This is a genomic window from Proteus sp. NMG38-2, assembly GCF_020640995.1.
Classification (GTDB): domain Bacteria; phylum Pseudomonadota; class Gammaproteobacteria; order Enterobacterales; family Enterobacteriaceae; genus Proteus.
In genome coordinates, this window is record NZ_CP085481.1 from 2,088,742 (window position 1) to 2,105,500 (window position 16,759).

Sequence of the window (16,759 nt, forward strand, 5' to 3'; positions counted from 1 at the left end):
TTTTTTAATATTAATAAGCTTATTTAATTAAGCACTTGCTAATGCTTGGGATAAATCAGCAATTAAATCTTGAGGATTTTCAATACCAATAGATAAACGAATGGTAGTGTCTTGAATACCAATATTATGACGTAATGCTATCGGCACGCCAGAATGAGTTGTTGAGCCTGGATGGCAGGCTAAAGACTCAGTTCCTCCCAAACTAACTGCCAGTTTAAAAATTTTCATAGCATTAAGAAAACGGAAAGCTTCGCTCTCTCCACCCACAATATCAAATGAGAATGTTGAACCTGCACCTGTACATTGTTTTGCAAATACTTGGCCTTCAACTGAGTTTTTATCTGCAAAAGGCAAATAGTGAATAGCTTTTACTTTTTCATGATCACGCAGAAACTCTGCAACTAATAAAGCATTCTGGTTCGCTTTTTCCATTCTAATTTGTAGTGTTTCTAAAGAGCGTCCAAGCATCCAACAAGAATGAGGATCAAGTTGTGTTCCTATTGCTCCTCGTAGTAATCGGATTTGATTAATTAGTTCACGAGAGCCCATTGCAGCACCAGCAACTAAGTCCGAATGACCACCAACATATTTAGTTAAAGAATAAACAGATATATCCGCCCCTTGCTCAATTGGGTGTTGATAAACTGGGCCAAGTAATGTGTTATCACAAACAATAATGGGACGATAGCCCTGCTTTTCTTCTAGTTTATCAGCAACAATTTTTAATGCGTTAATATCGACTAATGAATTAGTTGGGTTTGCAGGAGTTTCTGCAAAAATAACGGCAACACGCCCTTTTTGGCTAGCGTTATCGGCTTGTGCTTGGATCAGAGAAAGGTTTAATCCGTCAGTAAATGGAGTGGCTTGAATACCAAATTTAGCAAGTGTTTTTGCAATTAATGTCTCTGTTCCACCATAAAGAGGTTGAGAGTGTAAAATGACATCTCCAGGCTGAGTTAAGGCCATTAATGTTGTGGTGATTGCTGACATACCTGAAGAGAATAATACACAAGATTGTGTATTTTCATACACAGCAAGTCTATCTTCAACAATCTCACTATTGGGCTGATTAAAACGAGAATAAACCAAACCTGCTTTTTCACCTTCAGGTAAAGGTTTTCTTCCACTTACTGTATCAAAGAAAGCTTTGCCTTCTTCTGCACTTTTAAAAATAAAGGTCGATGTTAAAAATACTGGCGGTTTTACTGAACCTTCAGAAAGTAATGGATCATATCCATAACTCATCATAAGTGTTTCAGGAGATAGTTTGTGTTCACCGATATATTGTTTTTTTAGTTGAGAGTCAGCCATTTTTTTATTTCTTCTGTGTAATGGAGGATGAGTTATCATACTGAAAAAAATTCATGTTGTTAGAATGTTTTATAAAGTATAAAAACTAGCAGTTATATGAAAATAGCGAAATTAGGAATAAAAATAAGGATTAATAATGAAATTATAAGAATTGAGTGATATTTAGCCAAGAAAACACACCAAATAAGAGTGGAACATTCTAGGGGAAAAATAATAAAAACTTAAAGACAAAAAGCATTCTCTCTATCTTTAAGTTAAGACGTTACCATGCTCTTACTGCATCACCTTTATACATTTCTTTAAACTTCAACTCGATTTGTCGTGAGTGAAGTACTGAAATCAACTTCTTTATATTTTCATCATCTTTGTTATCTTCGCGGGTTACGATAACATTGGCATAAGGTGAGTTTTTATTTTCTAGAATTAATCCATCACGAGTTGCAATTAACCCAATTTGAGACGAAAAGTTATTATTAATAATCGCCATTGTAATTGCTGGATCATTTAGTGCTTCAGTGAGCTGTGGCGTATCGACTTCAATAAACTTAATTTCTTTAGGGTTATAGATTATGTCATCCAATGTTGGGGTGAAACCAACATTCTCATTGAGAGTAATAAGATGGTTTTCTGCTAATAATAGAAGTGCTCGGCCTCTCATGCTGGCTTCATTTGAGATAGCAACAAGAGATCCTAATTGTAACTCATTTATATCGCTAATTTTTTTAGAGTATGCTGCTAAAGGAAAAATATAAGTTTTACCCGCGATATGAAATTTATAACTATTTTCTTTCATTTGCGTTTGAAGGTAAGGAATGGATTGGAATGCATTCGCATCAACTTCTTTATTATTTAATGCCTTATTAGGAAGTACATAATCATTAAAAGCGACAACTTCAACGTCTAACCCTTCTGTTAATTTCGCTAAACGAATAACTTCATCCCAAATCACTTGATCAGGTCCTGTATTAATTGCCACCTTTACCTTATGTGTATCTTCTTGTGAACAAGATACGGTAAATAGTGATATTGAGGCTAGAAGTAAACCCGTAATAATCTCCTTCATATTTCCCTCTTAAACAGCCCCCGATAAGAACAGCACTATTAATATCATTTTGATTAAGAAATATCCTAACAGTAGATTAATAACAAGGAAAAAGAAATGATACAAGTACTCAATGAATATAAAGAAAGGAATATTCTTTGTCTTCTTACAATTCATTGTTTTATAAAATAAAAAAATAACACATTAAAATGTGATGTGTTTGTTAGCAAATTGTAGATTTATTCATTGATAATTTTATTTATACAAGCATCAGAATATGAGTCTTCAACACTAAGATAGGATAATTCAGTGACACAATAAGTATTAAATTGCCATTTGAACTGAATTTCATCCCCTTGTTTCTTTTCTGATATTTCATAACTAGAAAAACGAATCGGAGTTGGTTGTTGTAAATTATTTCCTACTTTTTCAGCACTTAACAATACAACCCGACCTTTTTTTTCAATGAATTCAAAATCAGAAATAGTGATATTAGTACCTTTAATCTTATTGTTATAAAGACTTAATGCATTAGAATATATGGATGGGACAATATACACTTTTTGATCGCTACCTTTGATATAAACGGTCGTCATATCAAAAGATGATGAATCATTTAATGAGCGTCGAGACTTAACCACGACATCAGGAACACCATCACCATTAAAATCGATAAGATTTACTCCATATTCGAGTTTAATTTCAGATGATATTGAAGTGAAAGGTAATGATGCAAAAAGTAATCCTAGCCCAAGTTTTAATATCTTATTCATTGTATTCGCTTCTTTTTTTTGCTTATTACTTGAGCATCAGACTACTTTGTGGCAATGATTAGTCAAGGAGTTTTGTGTTTCAAAATAATACAGAATTTACAATTATATCACTTATGAAATATTTCCATGCTAATGAATTTACTTATTTGACTATTATAAAATGATTTTTTTGATTTTAAGGCTTAATTTTTTATTTAATATAAAGCAATATAATTTTTAAGATCATTAATTCTTTCTTTTGTTTTATCTTTTAAGCAACTGCTATATACCATTGGTGCTAAACTCCCCCCTTGATAATAGTCAGCTTCATACTGACAAGAGAGATCTCTAAAATTAATCCATATTAACTGTGCTTGCTTTAATTGCTCTTTTCTAGTGCTATCTAGCTTGGCGTAATATTGCTGGTAAATGTGGTTAAGTTCTTCATCTTTCTGCTGAAAGTCTTGATGTACACATTGATTTATTTCAGTTTGCGTTGCCGCATTTCGACAATCAAAGTTATCTGCTTGTAAATGTATAGACCAAAAGAGTATACCGCCAGATATTGCACTTAATAGGATAAGTTTTTTCATCGCACCGTCCATTTTTTGATTAAAAACATCGCTAAAATATTCATTTCACTCCTTTAATATTTAATTTAAGGGGTGAGGATAAAGTAAAACCTTTATCATTTTAGCAATATTTATCATATAACAATTACTTGAAGATAATGCAAAATCTTTCTATTTAAGACAATCAAAATAAGATTAAAATATTAATGCCTAGTAATTATACTGTTATTTTCTTCATAAAAAATATTTATTTAAAACAAATTTAAAAAAATGATAACTAAATACCTTTTTTCTTTAACAATAAGTGTTATTTGAAAAAATACTAAACAAAATAGAACGCTTTTTATATTTTTTAGTTATTGATATAACACGTTAAAATAGCTAATGAATTTAGCTTTTATGTATTACTCATTTACCCGCGCTTGTTTAGGTTGCTATCTAGTAACAGTCATAAATCAATGTGATATTTAATAATATCCTTTATTTTTATTAGTGCATCACGTAATAAACTAATTTCAACTGAAGCTAATGCGATACGGATTGCATGAGGAATATGGGGTGTTGTGGCATAAGGTTCAGCAGTGGCGACAGATATTTGTAATTGATGTAAGGAAGCGACAATTTTATCAGCTCTAATTTCTTCTGGTAGTGGGATCCATAAAAAGTAAGAAGTAGGATGATGAATATAAGCTATTCCTTCAAAGATTTCGCTGACAATTTTTTGCCGTTGCTGTGCATCTTTGCGTAATAATCTCTCTAATTTATCAACAACACCCTCTTTAACCCATTGACAGACAATCGATGTCATCAATGCTGGTGTATTCCATGTTGTCACTCTCATCGCTCGCTCTAATGATGCAATGGTCTTTGTAGGAGCAACCATAAAACCGACTCTTAACCCTGATGCAATATTTTTAGAAAATCCTGAAATATAAAAGGTAATCTCTGGCGCTAAAGTCACAATGGGAGCCGGTGCTTTTTGAACTAAGAAAGCGTAAGTTGCATCTTCAATAATTATAAAGTGGTATTTTCGCGCTAAGACAATTAATTGTTGGCGTTGTTTTAATGTTAATACCCATCCCATTGGATTATGTAGTGTAGGAATACAATAAAGTGCGCGAATTGCCCTTTTTTTACATAGTTCTTCTAATTTATCTAAATCTGTTCCTAAAGGTGTTATGGGGATCGGTAATATTTCCAAATGATGAGCTAATGCCGCTAATTTAAATCCTGGGTAGCTTAATGCATCAACAGCAACGACATCACCAGGTTTTAATACACCTAATAATGTAATCGCAATACCCTGTTGTGCACCGTTAGTGATAATAATATTTTCAGGTTCAACGGTGATTTTTTTATTTTTGAGGTATTGGGAAATCACTATTTTATCGTGTAATTTGCCACTATGTGGTTGATAGCGAAGTAATGATTCAATTTCACCTGAAGTTGATAATCTTTTTAGTTCAGAGCGTAATAATTCAGCTTGAATAGGTAATGATGGATAATTGAAATTCAGATCCAACATATCCGTTGCCGTAGGATTTTCTATTCCATGGTTTGTTGGAAGTGATAACTCACGAACAAATGTTCCTCTTCCTGTTTCACCAATGACTAGACCCATATTTTCTAATTCAGCATAGACACGACTTGCCGTTGCAAGAGACATTTTATGCTCTGCGGCCAAATGTCGATGTGTGGGTAAACGTGTACCAGGTAATAATTTTCCTATACGTATTTCGTTCGCCAATTTATCAACTAAAGATTTATAACGGGGCTGAACCATAGAAATTGTATCCATGACAATTATTTGATTGTCATGATTGTGACCCATAAGATAGTACTCAGCAAGTACATAATAGATACAATTATTTAAAATGAATTTTATATTTCTTCCTATTGTAAAAAATATAATCATTTGTTTTTAAAAGAGAATTAATAATAATTATGGAACATCGTATGCAACAAATAAAACAAAAAACGCAAACTAATGGTTGGATAAATGGCTTTATTGGTATGCTAATTTTTAGTGGATCTTTACCTGCTACAAAAGCTGCTGTATTAGGTTTTGAACCTTTATTTCTAACAGCAGCAAGAGCGAGTATTGCTGGATTATTATCTTTAGTAATGTTGTTGTTATATAAAGAAAAATTACCAACATTTAAACAATGGATTTCATTAACAGTCGTTTCATTAGGTGTCGTGGTAGGTTTTCCGCTGTTAACCGCTATTGCATTACAAGAGATAACATCCGCACACTCCCTCGTTTTTCTGGCCTTATTACCATTATCTACGGCAATTTTTGCTGTAATACGTGGTGGTGAAAAGCCTCGTCCTACTTTTTGGCTTTTTTCTATTGTTGGTAGTTTATTAGTGATGGGATATGCCCTTTCTCAAGGTGGAGCATCATCTATCAGTGCTGATTTATTAATGATAGCGTCAGTCATTGTTTGTGGTTTAGGTTACGCAGAAGGCGCAACATTAACGAAACAACTAGGTGGCTGGCAAGTTATCTGTTGGGCTTTAATTGTATCATTGCCTCCAATGCTTATTCTTAGCTTTATTCTTATGCCAGAAGAACTAACAAAAATTAGCCTTTCTGCATGGACTGGATTAGGTTATGTTTCACTTTTTAGTATGTTGATTGGTTTTATATTTTGGTACAAAGGATTATCACAAGGTGGGATCGCAGCTGTAGGACAGCTTCAATTATTACAACCCTTCTTTGGATTAGGTTTAGCGGCTGTATTACTTCATGAATCTGTCAATTTATTGATGTTGCTTGTAACCGTTGGTGTTATTTTTTGCGTTGCGGGCTCACGAAAATATGCTTGATTAATATCAATGACTTAAAGCTAAAAAACACGCTAAATATTTTTATTTAGCGTGTTTTCATTTTAATTAAAGTTCACACTTCGTTTTCAAAGCAGCCGTTTTTTTATGATGATCCAGTGCTAACTCAATTAATTTAGTAATTAACGACTGATAGCCTAAACCAGCACTTTGCCATAATTTTGGATACATACTGATATTTGTAAACCCTGGCAATGTGTTTATTTCATTAATCACAACTCGGTTATCTTGAGTTAAGAATACATCAACACGAGCCATACCTAAGCAATTAAGAACACGGTATGCTTTTAATGCCACTTGGCGAATATGTAAACTAGTATCTTCGTTCATTATTGCTGGAACAACGACTTTTGCACCATCGTCATCAATGTATTTTGTGTTATAGGCATAGAAAGCATCGTTTAGTACGATCTCGCCACACGGGCTGACTTCAGGATTTTCGTTACCTAAAACGGCACATTCAATTTCACGACCCACAATAGCACTTTCAACAATAACTTTAAGATCATACTCAAATGCCATTGCTAATGCTGCATTAAATTCTTCTTCATTATTAACTTTGCTTATTCCTACAGAAGAACCTAGATTCGCAGGCTTAATAAATAAAGGAAGCCCTAATTGACGAACCATTTCGTTGTAAGGAATATCATCAATTTGATGCGCCATGATCGTAATAAACGGTGCGACCGCTAATCCCGCGCCATCAAGAAGGCGTTTAGTGATGTCTTTATCCATACAAGCAGCGGAACTCATGATATTTGGGCCAACATACGGCATATCTATCATGTGTAATAAACCTTGCAATGTACCATCTTCGCCATAAGCGCCATGGACAATTGGAAAGACAACATCAATTTGAGGAAGTGCTTGGCCGTCTTCTAAAGAAATGAATTGATTTTTTTCACTACCTGGAATAATTGCAACTGCTCTTAACGGATTACTTAATGAGATAGTTTTAGGATTATCGCTATTGAGTAGATAGTCAGCTTCTGAATATTCATGCCACTGGCCTTGTTCATTAATACCGATTAAGCAAAGGTCGAATTTCGTTCGATCTAATTCATTAATAATATTTTTTGCTGATTGTAATGAAACTTGATGTTCTGTGGATTTTCCACCAAAAATAATAGCGACTCTTAATTTACTCATTTTCTAACCTTTTATAGGACAGCTATAGCGAATAGGTAGCAATATATCATGATAAAAACCCCCAATGTAGGTAGATAGTTCTTATCTGCGAAAAATCACGATAAAATGATGAAATTCTATGATTTAGAGTGTAAAAACATCACTCTTTAAAGCGATAACAACAAAGTTATTCGCATAAGCTAAATGCCATGTCTGATATAAAACAATCGATTGAAATGGATATTACCGAGGTTGTAAAAACAACGGGTATTGTTTCTTTAGCAATCCGCTATTATGAGAAAAAGAACTTATTAACTTGATAGGACGTAAAGGAATTAAGCGTGAATATCATCGTGATGTTCTGAGCTGTCACAGCAAGTTCATTTTTCTTTAGATAAAATAGCTCTACCTCACGCCAATCAACGAATACCGATAATAGATAGAAATTGTTCTTTATTTGTTCGTCATTATCTTAAGTCCGCTTAAATAGCGGACTTTCACACAAAATGATACCTTTTGTTTTTCTTGCAGGATTGCATATCAGAAATCTATCTTGATAGAATTACATTACCGATTAACTTTTAAACTTAGAGAAGGAGGCTAATTATGCTTTTGTGTGATCTTATTGAATACTCACACTTCTTTGGTAATCGCCACAGCTCAGGCTCTCACAGTATTTTACTGCGCTAACCTGCCTGAGCGACGTTAACTATTACCTCTCCTCAGCTTACAGGGTTATCGCAAGATATTACCCAAGGCGTTGCTACGCCTAAAAATGAGTAAGCTATGAGCACATTATTATCTACACAAAATCTGTCTTTCCATAATAACTACGGTTTGTTATTAAATAATATTTCTTTAGCTCTAATTAAAGGTGAAAAAATTGGTTTAATTGGCCATAACGGCTGTGGAAAAAGTACATTATTAAAACTTTTATCACATCAATTAACACCGAATGAAGGCGTTATTTCCATTGCTAATCAAACCGTAATGGCCTATATAGAGCAACACCTTCCCCAAGAGCTACAGCCAATGACATTAATGGATGCTGTACTTCATAAACTTCCTGAAGAATACAGATTATCTGAAGGCTGGCGAGCTGAGTTATTGCTAAGTGAAATGGGATTTAAACTTCACGAGAAAGATCTACTTGTTTCACAATTAAGTGGTGGTCAACACACTCGTTTATTATTAGCGAGAGCGTTAATTATCGAGCCTGATTTATTATTACTTGATGAGCCGAGTAATCATCTCGATTTGCCGACTATTTTATGGTTAGAAACATTTTTAAAACAGTGGCGTGGTAGTTTTATCTTGGTTTCACATGATAATACGTTATTAGACAACGTAACGAATTGTACATGGATCATTCGTGATAAATCGCTATCTATTTTTCGTTTACCCTGCTCTCAAGCTAGAGTGGCGCAAGAAGAGCAAGATATTAGTGCACAACATCGTCATAATGCACAACAAAAAGAGATAGATAGAATAGCCCAAAGTGCAAAACAACTCGCAATATGGGGTCACATTTATGATAACGAAAATTTATCTCGTAAAGCCAAACAGATGGAAAAACATATCGTTCGTTTAAAAGATGAACAAACTGAAGTAACGGACGGAAATCAATGGATATTACAATTTTCTGGAACGACGTTACGAGCGGATAGACTTTGTGAATTAAATCAGCTCGCTGTTATTCCTGCTGAAAACACTCCAACTTTATACACTGTCGAAAATCAGCGTATCAAAAGTGGTGATCGGGTGGCAATAATCGGTGCTAATGGAACCGGAAAATCATCACTATTGAAGATGATCTGGTCACTTAGTTCAGTTAAAGAAAATGAACAAAGTGAAATAAGGTTGCATCCTCGTGTTGAGCTGGGCTATTACGATCAAAAAATTGCTCAATTAATTGATAATGATACTCTTTCTGATGCATTAAAACCGTTTGCTCCATTAACAGATGAACAACGTAAAATGGCACTGATTAGTGCAGGCTTTGTTTATACTAGACATGGGCAAAAAATTAGTACATTAAGTGGTGGTGAGCGCGCTCGCTTATTATTTGTTGGACTAAGTTTAGCTAAGTATTCTTTTCTTATGCTGGATGAACCCACTAACCATATTGATATGGAAGGTAAAAAAGCATTAGCTGAACAGATCAGTCAATTTCCTGGTGGTGTTTTATTAGTTAGCCATGATAGAGAATTGATTGAAAATAGCTGTAATCGTTTTTGGTATATTCACAACGGTGTCTTAACAGAACATCATGATATTGAAGCCATTTATCAGCTTATTTCAGAAGAAGAAATACCAGAAGTTCTGCTAATGGATAAACTCAATAACTCGCAGAATATCTCATCAATGCCATTAGTTTCACATGATGATGATGATAAAAAACTCTTTAAGTTAATTGAGCTAGAAGATAAGTTAGAGGCTGATTTAGCGCGTAAAACAAGTCATCAAAAACCGGCTTTGCAAACTCAATGGAAATTAGAGATTAGCAAGCTAAAACATGCACTTAAATTGATTTAAGATAGATAGGATTTTGTTTAAACAAAAAGGATCACATCGTGATCCTTTTTTATTGTTCTTATTTTACTAATTCATATTCAATAAGATATAAAGACTGAATTGTCGGATAAATATCTTTGATAAGCGCTTTCAACACAGGAAGTGTCATACCCTCCTGTTGTGCGTGATACTCATTAATATCATCATAGCATAAAGGCGATACCGCTATGATTTTCAATTTTCCATAGTAAGTGCGATGTTCGTTAGCAAATAATTCAACAATGCTTCCTGGTTTGTAATCACTTTCGTTTTCATCTCGGATGGTAATCACTTTTTTTTCTTCAAGAATAGAAGGAATTAAACGTTCAAAAAAAGTAATTTCTGTTGGTATTGCCGACATAATATTAACTCATATACTTATTGATAAATTACTAATTATCTTATCATGCAATAACTACTCTTTACTCTTTTTTGGCTATTGGCGAGTTATTTAATGCCTCCACCTGAAGTAACTTAGCTTTACGCTCAATTCCCCAACGATAACCTGATAAATCACCATTTTGGCGAATAACACGATGACAAGGTATCGCCACAGCAAGTTTATTAGCTGCACAGGCATTTGCTACCGCACGATATGCTTTAGGGGAACCTATATTATTGGCAATTTCTTGATATGTCATAGTACTGCCGAAAGGGATATCTAATAATGCCTGCCATACTTTTTGTTGAAAAACAGTACCTTGAATATCAAGAGGTAAAGATAGCGGTTGTTTGGGTAATTCAATAAAACCGATAACTTGGGCTATTATTTGTTCAAATTCTTTATTTGCACCAATTAATTCAGCAAGAGGAAATTGTTTTTGTAAATCTTTTAATAACTGTTCTGCATCATCTCCTAGCATAATAGCGCAAATCCCCTTTTCGCTTTGAGCCACAAGAATATTACCTAAAGAGCACAATGCAATTGCAAAAAAGATAGCAATATTCTTACCGCCTGTACGCCAATTTGTTGGCGTCATTCCTAATATTGCAGCTGCATTTTCATAAAAACGGCTATTAGCATTGAAGCCTGATTGATAAATCGCATCTGTAATACTGCCATCTTGAACCAATGCTTTTTTTATTAATTTTTGGCGATAAGCATTAGCATAATCTTTTGGCGTGATCCCCATCGTTGATTTAAATAAACGATGAAAATGATATGGACTTGCCATAACATGCTCAGCAATACGAGCTAGTGAAACATCACCGTTGTTTTTTTCAATAAAACGGCAAGCTTGCTCAATAAGTTGATTATGTTTACTTTCCATTATGGTAGTCCTTTAAATGCGGAATTATGGCTATTATCAGCAGACATAATGAATAAAGAACTCCGTTTATTGCTCAATTACTCTGGCTCTTTAGATAATGCCCATAAATAAAGTGATGCCGTAGAACCGTAGGGTGAATAGCGTTTTCGGTAGCGTTCGAAACGTGTTTTATCTAATGTTTTATGACGATAAAGACGCATAATCCCACGTTGAATAGCTAAATCTCCCCAACTCAAAATATCTGGCCGATTAAGTGAAGAAATTAATAGCATTTCTGCTGTCCAAACCCCAATACCTTTTAATTGAATTAAAGTATCAATAACCTCTTTATCTGTCATATCAGGAATTTTATTTAATTTTAATTCCCCAGAGATTACTGAGTTTGCAATGCCAATAATATAACCTGCTTTGCGCATTGTCATACCACATTGCTGAATTTCTTGTTCAGTTAATATACTAATACGTTCTGGTGTATAGACACCTTCACATAAATTCAATAGCCTTTGATGCACCGTTATTGCAGCAGAAACAGAAATCTGTTGTTCGATAATATTTTTAACTAATGCTGTAAATAAATCAGGTGTAATAGGACGCTTAATATCCCCCATTCTTTCAATGAGTGCAGCTAAACGCTTATCACGCTGCTTTAAGGTTTTTATCTCTTTTTCACCATATTGGAAGTACATAAATTCACTCAGATAAACTGGAAACATTAAAATTAGTATAACGTGAAAGTAGAGATACTATGCACTCCATTTTTTGCTTTTTCCTTTATGTAGAACTAATAAGATAGTAACAATTGCCTAGCGTAAACATTACTGTTCTATCAATAGAATAAAAAGATATTAAATAATTAAATTAATATATTTTCATATTGTTACATTAACAAGAGGAACTTGTTTTGTTATATGATAATAGAACATAAATATTATTATAATTAAAAACAATTAAGTTTAAAAATGAAATATAAAATAAAAAATATTAAATTATCATCTATAATTTATTTGCTTTAATAGTTTTCTATATTAATTATTAATTACATCTAATTATAAGGTTTAATATGATAAATAGCACTTTGAATTTAAAAAACAAATCAGCAGCTTTAGATTTAATGAAAAAATCAATGAGTTTTACCGTACCTGGTGCGTTAAGAGTTGCTGCTAAATTAAAAATTGCTGATTTATTGAAAGACGGTCCTAAAAATATCAATGAGATTGCAGAAGAAACAAACTCTATTCCTTCAGTTTTAAATAGAATATTAAGAATGCTAGCATCAGAGAACATACTTTATGAATCTGAAAATCTTAATTATTCTCTTGCTCCTGCAGGGCAATTTTTATTAAGTGATCACGAATATAGCTTACGTGATGCCGTATTAATGTTAACGAATGAGACATTATGGCGACCTGTCGGCGATATAACCGAATCAGTGCAAGGTAACCCAGCTTTTGAAAACTTGTATGGAATGTCCTTTTATCAATACTGGCAAGATAATACAAGAGAAGATCATGATTTTCAGGCAGGCATGAGCTCACTTTCAAAAATAGAAAATTACTTCATTATTAAATATTATGAATTTCCTGAAAATAAAATTGTTACTGATATTGCAGGAGGTTTAGGAGGATTATTATTAGAAGTATTAAAAAATAATCCAACTTTAAAAGGTCAGTTATTTGATCGTCAACATGTATTAGAACGCACTAAATTAGTAGAGTTAGGTGATGATAGCCGCTGGAAATTAGTTCCTGGAGATTTATTTGGTAAATACCCTGAATCAGATATTTATTTAATTAAGTATATTATTCATGATTGGGATGATGAAAGTGTCATTAAAATATTTAAAAATTTCCGTGAGGCAATGAAAGAAGATTCAAAAATACTTATTATTGAACCTGTCGTTTTTAAGAAGAATATTCCCGACATTGCAAAATATATGGATCTACTTTGTGTAAGTGCGTTTCCTGAATCAGGAGAGCGCACTGAAGAAGAGTTTATTAAGTTATTAGATAAAGCGGATTTAAAAATTAATAAATTTATCAAAACAGAGACATATAATTCAATATTAGAAGTAGTTATCAAATAATAAAATCTTTTCTCTAACAAATTAGAGAGATCAAAAAAGGTCACTTTATAGTGACCTTTTTAACTAAAACTATAACTATATTCTTACGCTGTTAAAGCAAGTTTGGCACCAAAAAGTAAGAACACCGCACCTATACAACTATTTGATAATGATGCTAATCGTTTGTTATGTTTTACTTTATTAGTAATAGCCACTCCGCCAAAAATAAGAATTGATAAATAAATCATGCTACATGTTTCTAAAATTGCACCTAATACAAAAAATGGAACACCCGCATTTTCATATTTAGGATCAATAAACTGAATAAAGAAAGAGACATAAAAAATGATCATTTTAGGATTAAGCATACTTAAAAATAGAGCTTTAACATAAAGACCATCTTTTGCTTTGATTGCCACTTCTGATACTTGTTCAGTTGTTTCTTTTTTCTTGTGAAACGTTGCATATAATGTCTTCAAACCTAAATAGGTTAAATAAAGAGCACCTGCATATTTAATAACAATAAAGAAAACGGGTGAAGTCTTGACTAATGAAGCTACCCCCAAAAACGCCAAAAAGATTAATAATGCATCACCCGTAAAAACACCAAGAGCGGCTTTATACCCCCCTTTTACCCCATGCTTCGCACTGGAAGTAAGGACGAAAATCGAGTTTGGACCAGGTACTAAGGTAATAAAAATAACGCCTAAAAGGTATGTCCAAATATTTGAAATACCGATACTTTCTAACATACGACGCCTTTTTTAAAAAAATAACATGCTGAATATATGAGCTATCATATCCACAATAATTTTTTTGTAAAACAATAATCTTTATATAAACTAAAAATAAGTTAATTGCTCTGCTTTTGTTAATAAAAAGCAGTTTGTAAGTCTTTTTTACTTATTCATATTGGATTAAAAAACTAGTTTGACTGTGCGTTATAGTATGATGCTGAAATTAAAATTTAAACAGTGATAAAATTCAAAATAAAAAATAATTATAGTCTTATAAACTATAAAAAAGACAAATATAAGAAGTAATATCCCATTGTTTATTTTGTGTTATGGTTTTTTATTCCTTTTGTGATCTGCATCTACCCAATGTTGTCAAAATAAAAGCAATAACAGTCAATATCTTTATGAAAAATAATGATTTTTATAAATGCATCATTGAATGTATTAGCACAAAAAGTGAGAGGATAAATAAGATTATTTTTCTCAAAACCATTATTCTGTGTTGTTTTTTATATTTAGCATAAAAATTACCTTACTTCCTATTACCGTTAAGAGAATAAAATGGATATAAGCGCCTCATCGCTATCTCAAAAAACACAAAAGAAAATTATTATTGTTGGTGCTGGTATAGTTGGTGTAATGCAAGCTTGGTATCTTGCGAAAATGAGTAACATGCAGATTATCTTATTAGATAAAACCAATGCAGGAGCTGGTGCAACAAGTGCTTCATTTGCTTGGCTAAATGTCTCTTATGGGCGACCAGATGCTTATCAACAATTACGAGCAGAAGCGATCCATTGTTGGCGAGAACTTGATAAAGAGACTCAAGGAAAATTAAATATTGATTGGGCAGGTGCAATAAGTTGGATGTCTTCTGACAAAGAAACTGCTCAATTTATTCAATCACATCACCAAGCTGGCTTTAATGTCCAAGCATTAAATAAAGAACAATTGATCCATAAAGTACCTAACTTATCCAAAGCCCCTGAACTAGCAGCTTTTGCAAGTGATGAAGGTGCTGTGAACCCTTTTCATGTTATTGACATATTATTACGGCAAGCCCAAGAAATGGGCGTAAAATACAGAGCTAACACTGAAGTCATTCGTTTGATAGAAGAAGATCATCGCATTATTGGTGTAGAAACAGAAAATATTAAAATGCATGCTGATCATGTTATTTTAACCGCGGGAGTGGGCGCTTTAGCGTTATTGTCTGAAAAAAGTATTAATTTACCTTTATATGCATCACCCAGTATTTTACTCAAATTAACAACAGATGCTGAAACGCCGTTTTTACCTTGCATTATCTCAACACCAGAAATGGAGTTACGTCACTTTGCTCAAAATGAGATTATTGCGGCTGAGGATTACATTGATAATAGTGATGAACATCACCCTGAGCACATTGCATTCCATGCACAAGCGACTTTTTATGATAATTTTACGCAAACAGGTAAACTAACGATTGAACAGGTTACTGTTGGTGAAAGACCCATGCCTAAAGATGAAATGCCAATTATTGGAGAAATATCTCCTTATCAGGGACTATATCTTGTTACTATGCACGCCGCCGTGACGTTGTCACCTTTATTATGTAAATTGGTTGCACAAGAACTGATTTACGAAAAAGCGAATCCTTTATTAACTCCTTATCGCTTATCACGATTTAGCTAGAGAACCATTATGGATGCACAACTGTATAAAGAATTTAAAATAGTAGAAAAAGCCTTTTGGTCAGAAATTTGTGAAAATAATATTCGTATTGGTGATCATACTCATTGCTTTATGACACCAATGGATGCGCCAATTTTTAACTTTATTTATTTACGTCAAGGCGCAACAGAAAGCTCGTTTCAGCAGGCCAGTACCCTTTTCTCATCGCAAAAAAAAGATCATATTCTGGTTTTACCTGAATCATTATTGCCTGAATTTGAAGAAATTATAAAAAATGCAGGCTATACCGGTGACGGTATGACAACAGCAATGTGTTTAACATTGTCAGAAGCGGTTTACCCTTCTTATCGAAATAATCCATGCGATATTATTCTCACCAATCATAACCTAGAACAATGGGCACATCCGTTAAAAACAGCGTTCCCTGTGGGAGATGATAGCGATGATACGATTGTTAATGAATATATTCGTTATCACCAAAAAGCATTAGATAATGGTGCGGCTATTTTCCATTATGCTCTGTTAGTTGATGGTCAGCCCGTATCGTCATTAACGCTGACGTTACATGATAAATTAGCGCGTTTTGATGATATTGGGACAGATGTTGCTTATCAAGGCAATGGCTATGCTACTCATTTGATTAAACATGTTTTAGAGTTTTGCCGTGAGCAAGGTGTAGAGCGTTGTTTCTTAGATGCATCCGCAGATGGTTTAGCGCTATATCGTAAGTTTGGTTTTAAATCACTCTTTAACTATTTAAGTTTTATTAAAGAGTAACCTTATCATAAGGCTCAATAGACTTATTGA

General features: G+C 33.4%; 15 protein-coding genes. 5 read left to right on the forward strand and 10 right to left on the reverse strand.

Annotation, left to right across the window (positions count from 1 at the left end; genetic code table 11):
- Nucleotides 1-27: 27 nt before the first annotated feature.
- The 5 genes from LG402_RS10045 to LG402_RS10065 all read right to left on the reverse strand — a co-directional run bounded on the left by LG402_RS10045 (nt 28) and on the right by LG402_RS10065 (nt 5,460).
- Nucleotides 28-1,311: a cystathionine gamma-synthase family protein gene (locus LG402_RS10045; protein ID WP_109408207.1), complete on the reverse strand. Its 1,284-nt coding sequence runs from the start codon at nt 1,309-1,311 to the stop codon at nt 28-30.
- Nucleotides 1,312-1,573: 262 nt separating this feature from the next.
- Nucleotides 1,574-2,374, reverse strand: coding sequence for a MetQ/NlpA family lipoprotein (locus LG402_RS10050; protein ID WP_166541205.1), 801 nt, complete (start codon nt 2,372-2,374; stop codon nt 1,574-1,576).
- Nucleotides 2,375-2,592: 218 nt separating this feature from the next.
- Entirely contained in the window at nt 2,593-3,126 is a 534-nt protein-coding gene (locus LG402_RS10055; RefSeq protein ID WP_109408205.1) for a carbapenem self-resistance protein CarG family protein, read from the reverse strand.
- A gap of 194 nt (nt 3,127-3,320) precedes the next feature.
- A complete protein-coding gene (locus LG402_RS10060; protein WP_227336887.1) occupies nt 3,321-3,698 on the reverse strand; it encodes a lysozyme inhibitor LprI family protein in 378 nt (125 codons plus the stop codon).
- Nucleotides 3,699-4,125: 427 nt separating this feature from the next.
- On the reverse strand, nt 4,126-5,460 hold the full coding sequence (locus LG402_RS10065) for a PLP-dependent aminotransferase family protein (protein ID WP_109408203.1): 1,335 nt from the start codon (nt 5,458-5,460) through the stop codon (nt 4,126-4,128).
- Nucleotides 5,461-5,621: 161 nt separating this feature from the next.
- Here LG402_RS10065 and LG402_RS10070 point away from each other — a divergent pair, with 161 nt between their 5' ends.
- Nucleotides 5,622-6,509 (forward strand): DMT family transporter, encoded by an 888-nt coding sequence (locus LG402_RS10070; RefSeq protein ID WP_227336888.1) that lies wholly within the window; start codon nt 5,622-5,624, stop codon nt 6,507-6,509.
- A gap of 66 nt (nt 6,510-6,575) precedes the next feature.
- On the opposite strand, the gene ddlA is transcribed toward LG402_RS10070, so the two are convergent.
- Complete coding sequence (ddlA, locus tag LG402_RS10075; RefSeq protein WP_109408201.1) at nt 6,576-7,676, reverse strand: D-alanine--D-alanine ligase; 1,101 nt, start codon at nt 7,674-7,676, stop codon at nt 6,576-6,578.
- 765 nt (nt 7,677-8,441) lie between these two features.
- Between ddlA and LG402_RS10080 the strand changes: the two genes are divergently transcribed.
- Nucleotides 8,442-10,190 carry an ABC-F family ATP-binding cassette domain-containing protein gene (locus LG402_RS10080; RefSeq protein WP_227336889.1) on the forward strand — a complete coding sequence of 583 codons (1,749 nt, stop codon included), beginning with the start codon at nt 8,442-8,444 and terminating at the stop codon, nt 10,188-10,190.
- A gap of 58 nt (nt 10,191-10,248) precedes the next feature.
- Here LG402_RS10080 and yqfB read toward each other — a convergent pair whose 3' ends face one another.
- The 3 genes from yqfB to LG402_RS10095 all read right to left on the reverse strand — a co-directional run bounded on the left by yqfB (nt 10,249) and on the right by LG402_RS10095 (nt 12,165).
- The gene (yqfB, locus tag LG402_RS10085) at nt 10,249-10,569 is read right to left on the reverse strand and encodes a N(4)-acetylcytidine aminohydrolase (RefSeq protein WP_166541201.1); all 321 of its coding nucleotides are present in this window, start codon (nt 10,567-10,569) and stop codon (nt 10,249-10,251) included.
- 61 nt (nt 10,570-10,630) lie between these two features.
- Nucleotides 10,631-11,479, reverse strand: coding sequence for a bifunctional DNA-binding transcriptional regulator/O6-methylguanine-DNA methyltransferase Ada (gene ada, locus LG402_RS10090; RefSeq protein ID WP_227336890.1), 849 nt, complete (start codon nt 11,477-11,479; stop codon nt 10,631-10,633).
- Between the two features lie 77 nt (nt 11,480-11,556).
- Entirely contained in the window at nt 11,557-12,165 is a 609-nt protein-coding gene (locus LG402_RS10095) for a DNA-3-methyladenine glycosylase family protein (RefSeq protein ID WP_109408197.1), read from the reverse strand.
- A 374-nt stretch (nt 12,166-12,539) separates the two neighbouring features.
- On the opposite strand from LG402_RS10095, the gene LG402_RS10100 reads away from it, so the two are divergent.
- Nucleotides 12,540-13,562: a methyltransferase gene (locus LG402_RS10100; RefSeq protein ID WP_227336891.1), complete on the forward strand. Its 1,023-nt coding sequence runs from the start codon at nt 12,540-12,542 to the stop codon at nt 13,560-13,562.
- 83 nt (nt 13,563-13,645) lie between these two features.
- Here LG402_RS10100 and leuE read toward each other — a convergent pair whose 3' ends face one another.
- Nucleotides 13,646-14,293 (reverse strand): leucine efflux protein LeuE, encoded by a 648-nt coding sequence (leuE, locus tag LG402_RS10105; protein ID WP_072068106.1) that lies wholly within the window; start codon nt 14,291-14,293, stop codon nt 13,646-13,648.
- A 546-nt stretch (nt 14,294-14,839) separates the two neighbouring features.
- Between leuE and LG402_RS10110 the strand changes: the two genes are divergently transcribed.
- Complete coding sequence (locus LG402_RS10110) at nt 14,840-15,952, forward strand: NAD(P)/FAD-dependent oxidoreductase (RefSeq protein ID WP_227336892.1); 1,113 nt, start codon at nt 14,840-14,842, stop codon at nt 15,950-15,952.
- A gap of 9 nt (nt 15,953-15,961) precedes the next feature.
- The gene (locus tag LG402_RS10115) at nt 15,962-16,729 is read left to right on the forward strand and encodes a GNAT family N-acetyltransferase (protein WP_227336893.1); all 768 of its coding nucleotides are present in this window, start codon (nt 15,962-15,964) and stop codon (nt 16,727-16,729) included.
- Nucleotides 16,730-16,759: the final 30 nt, after the last annotated feature.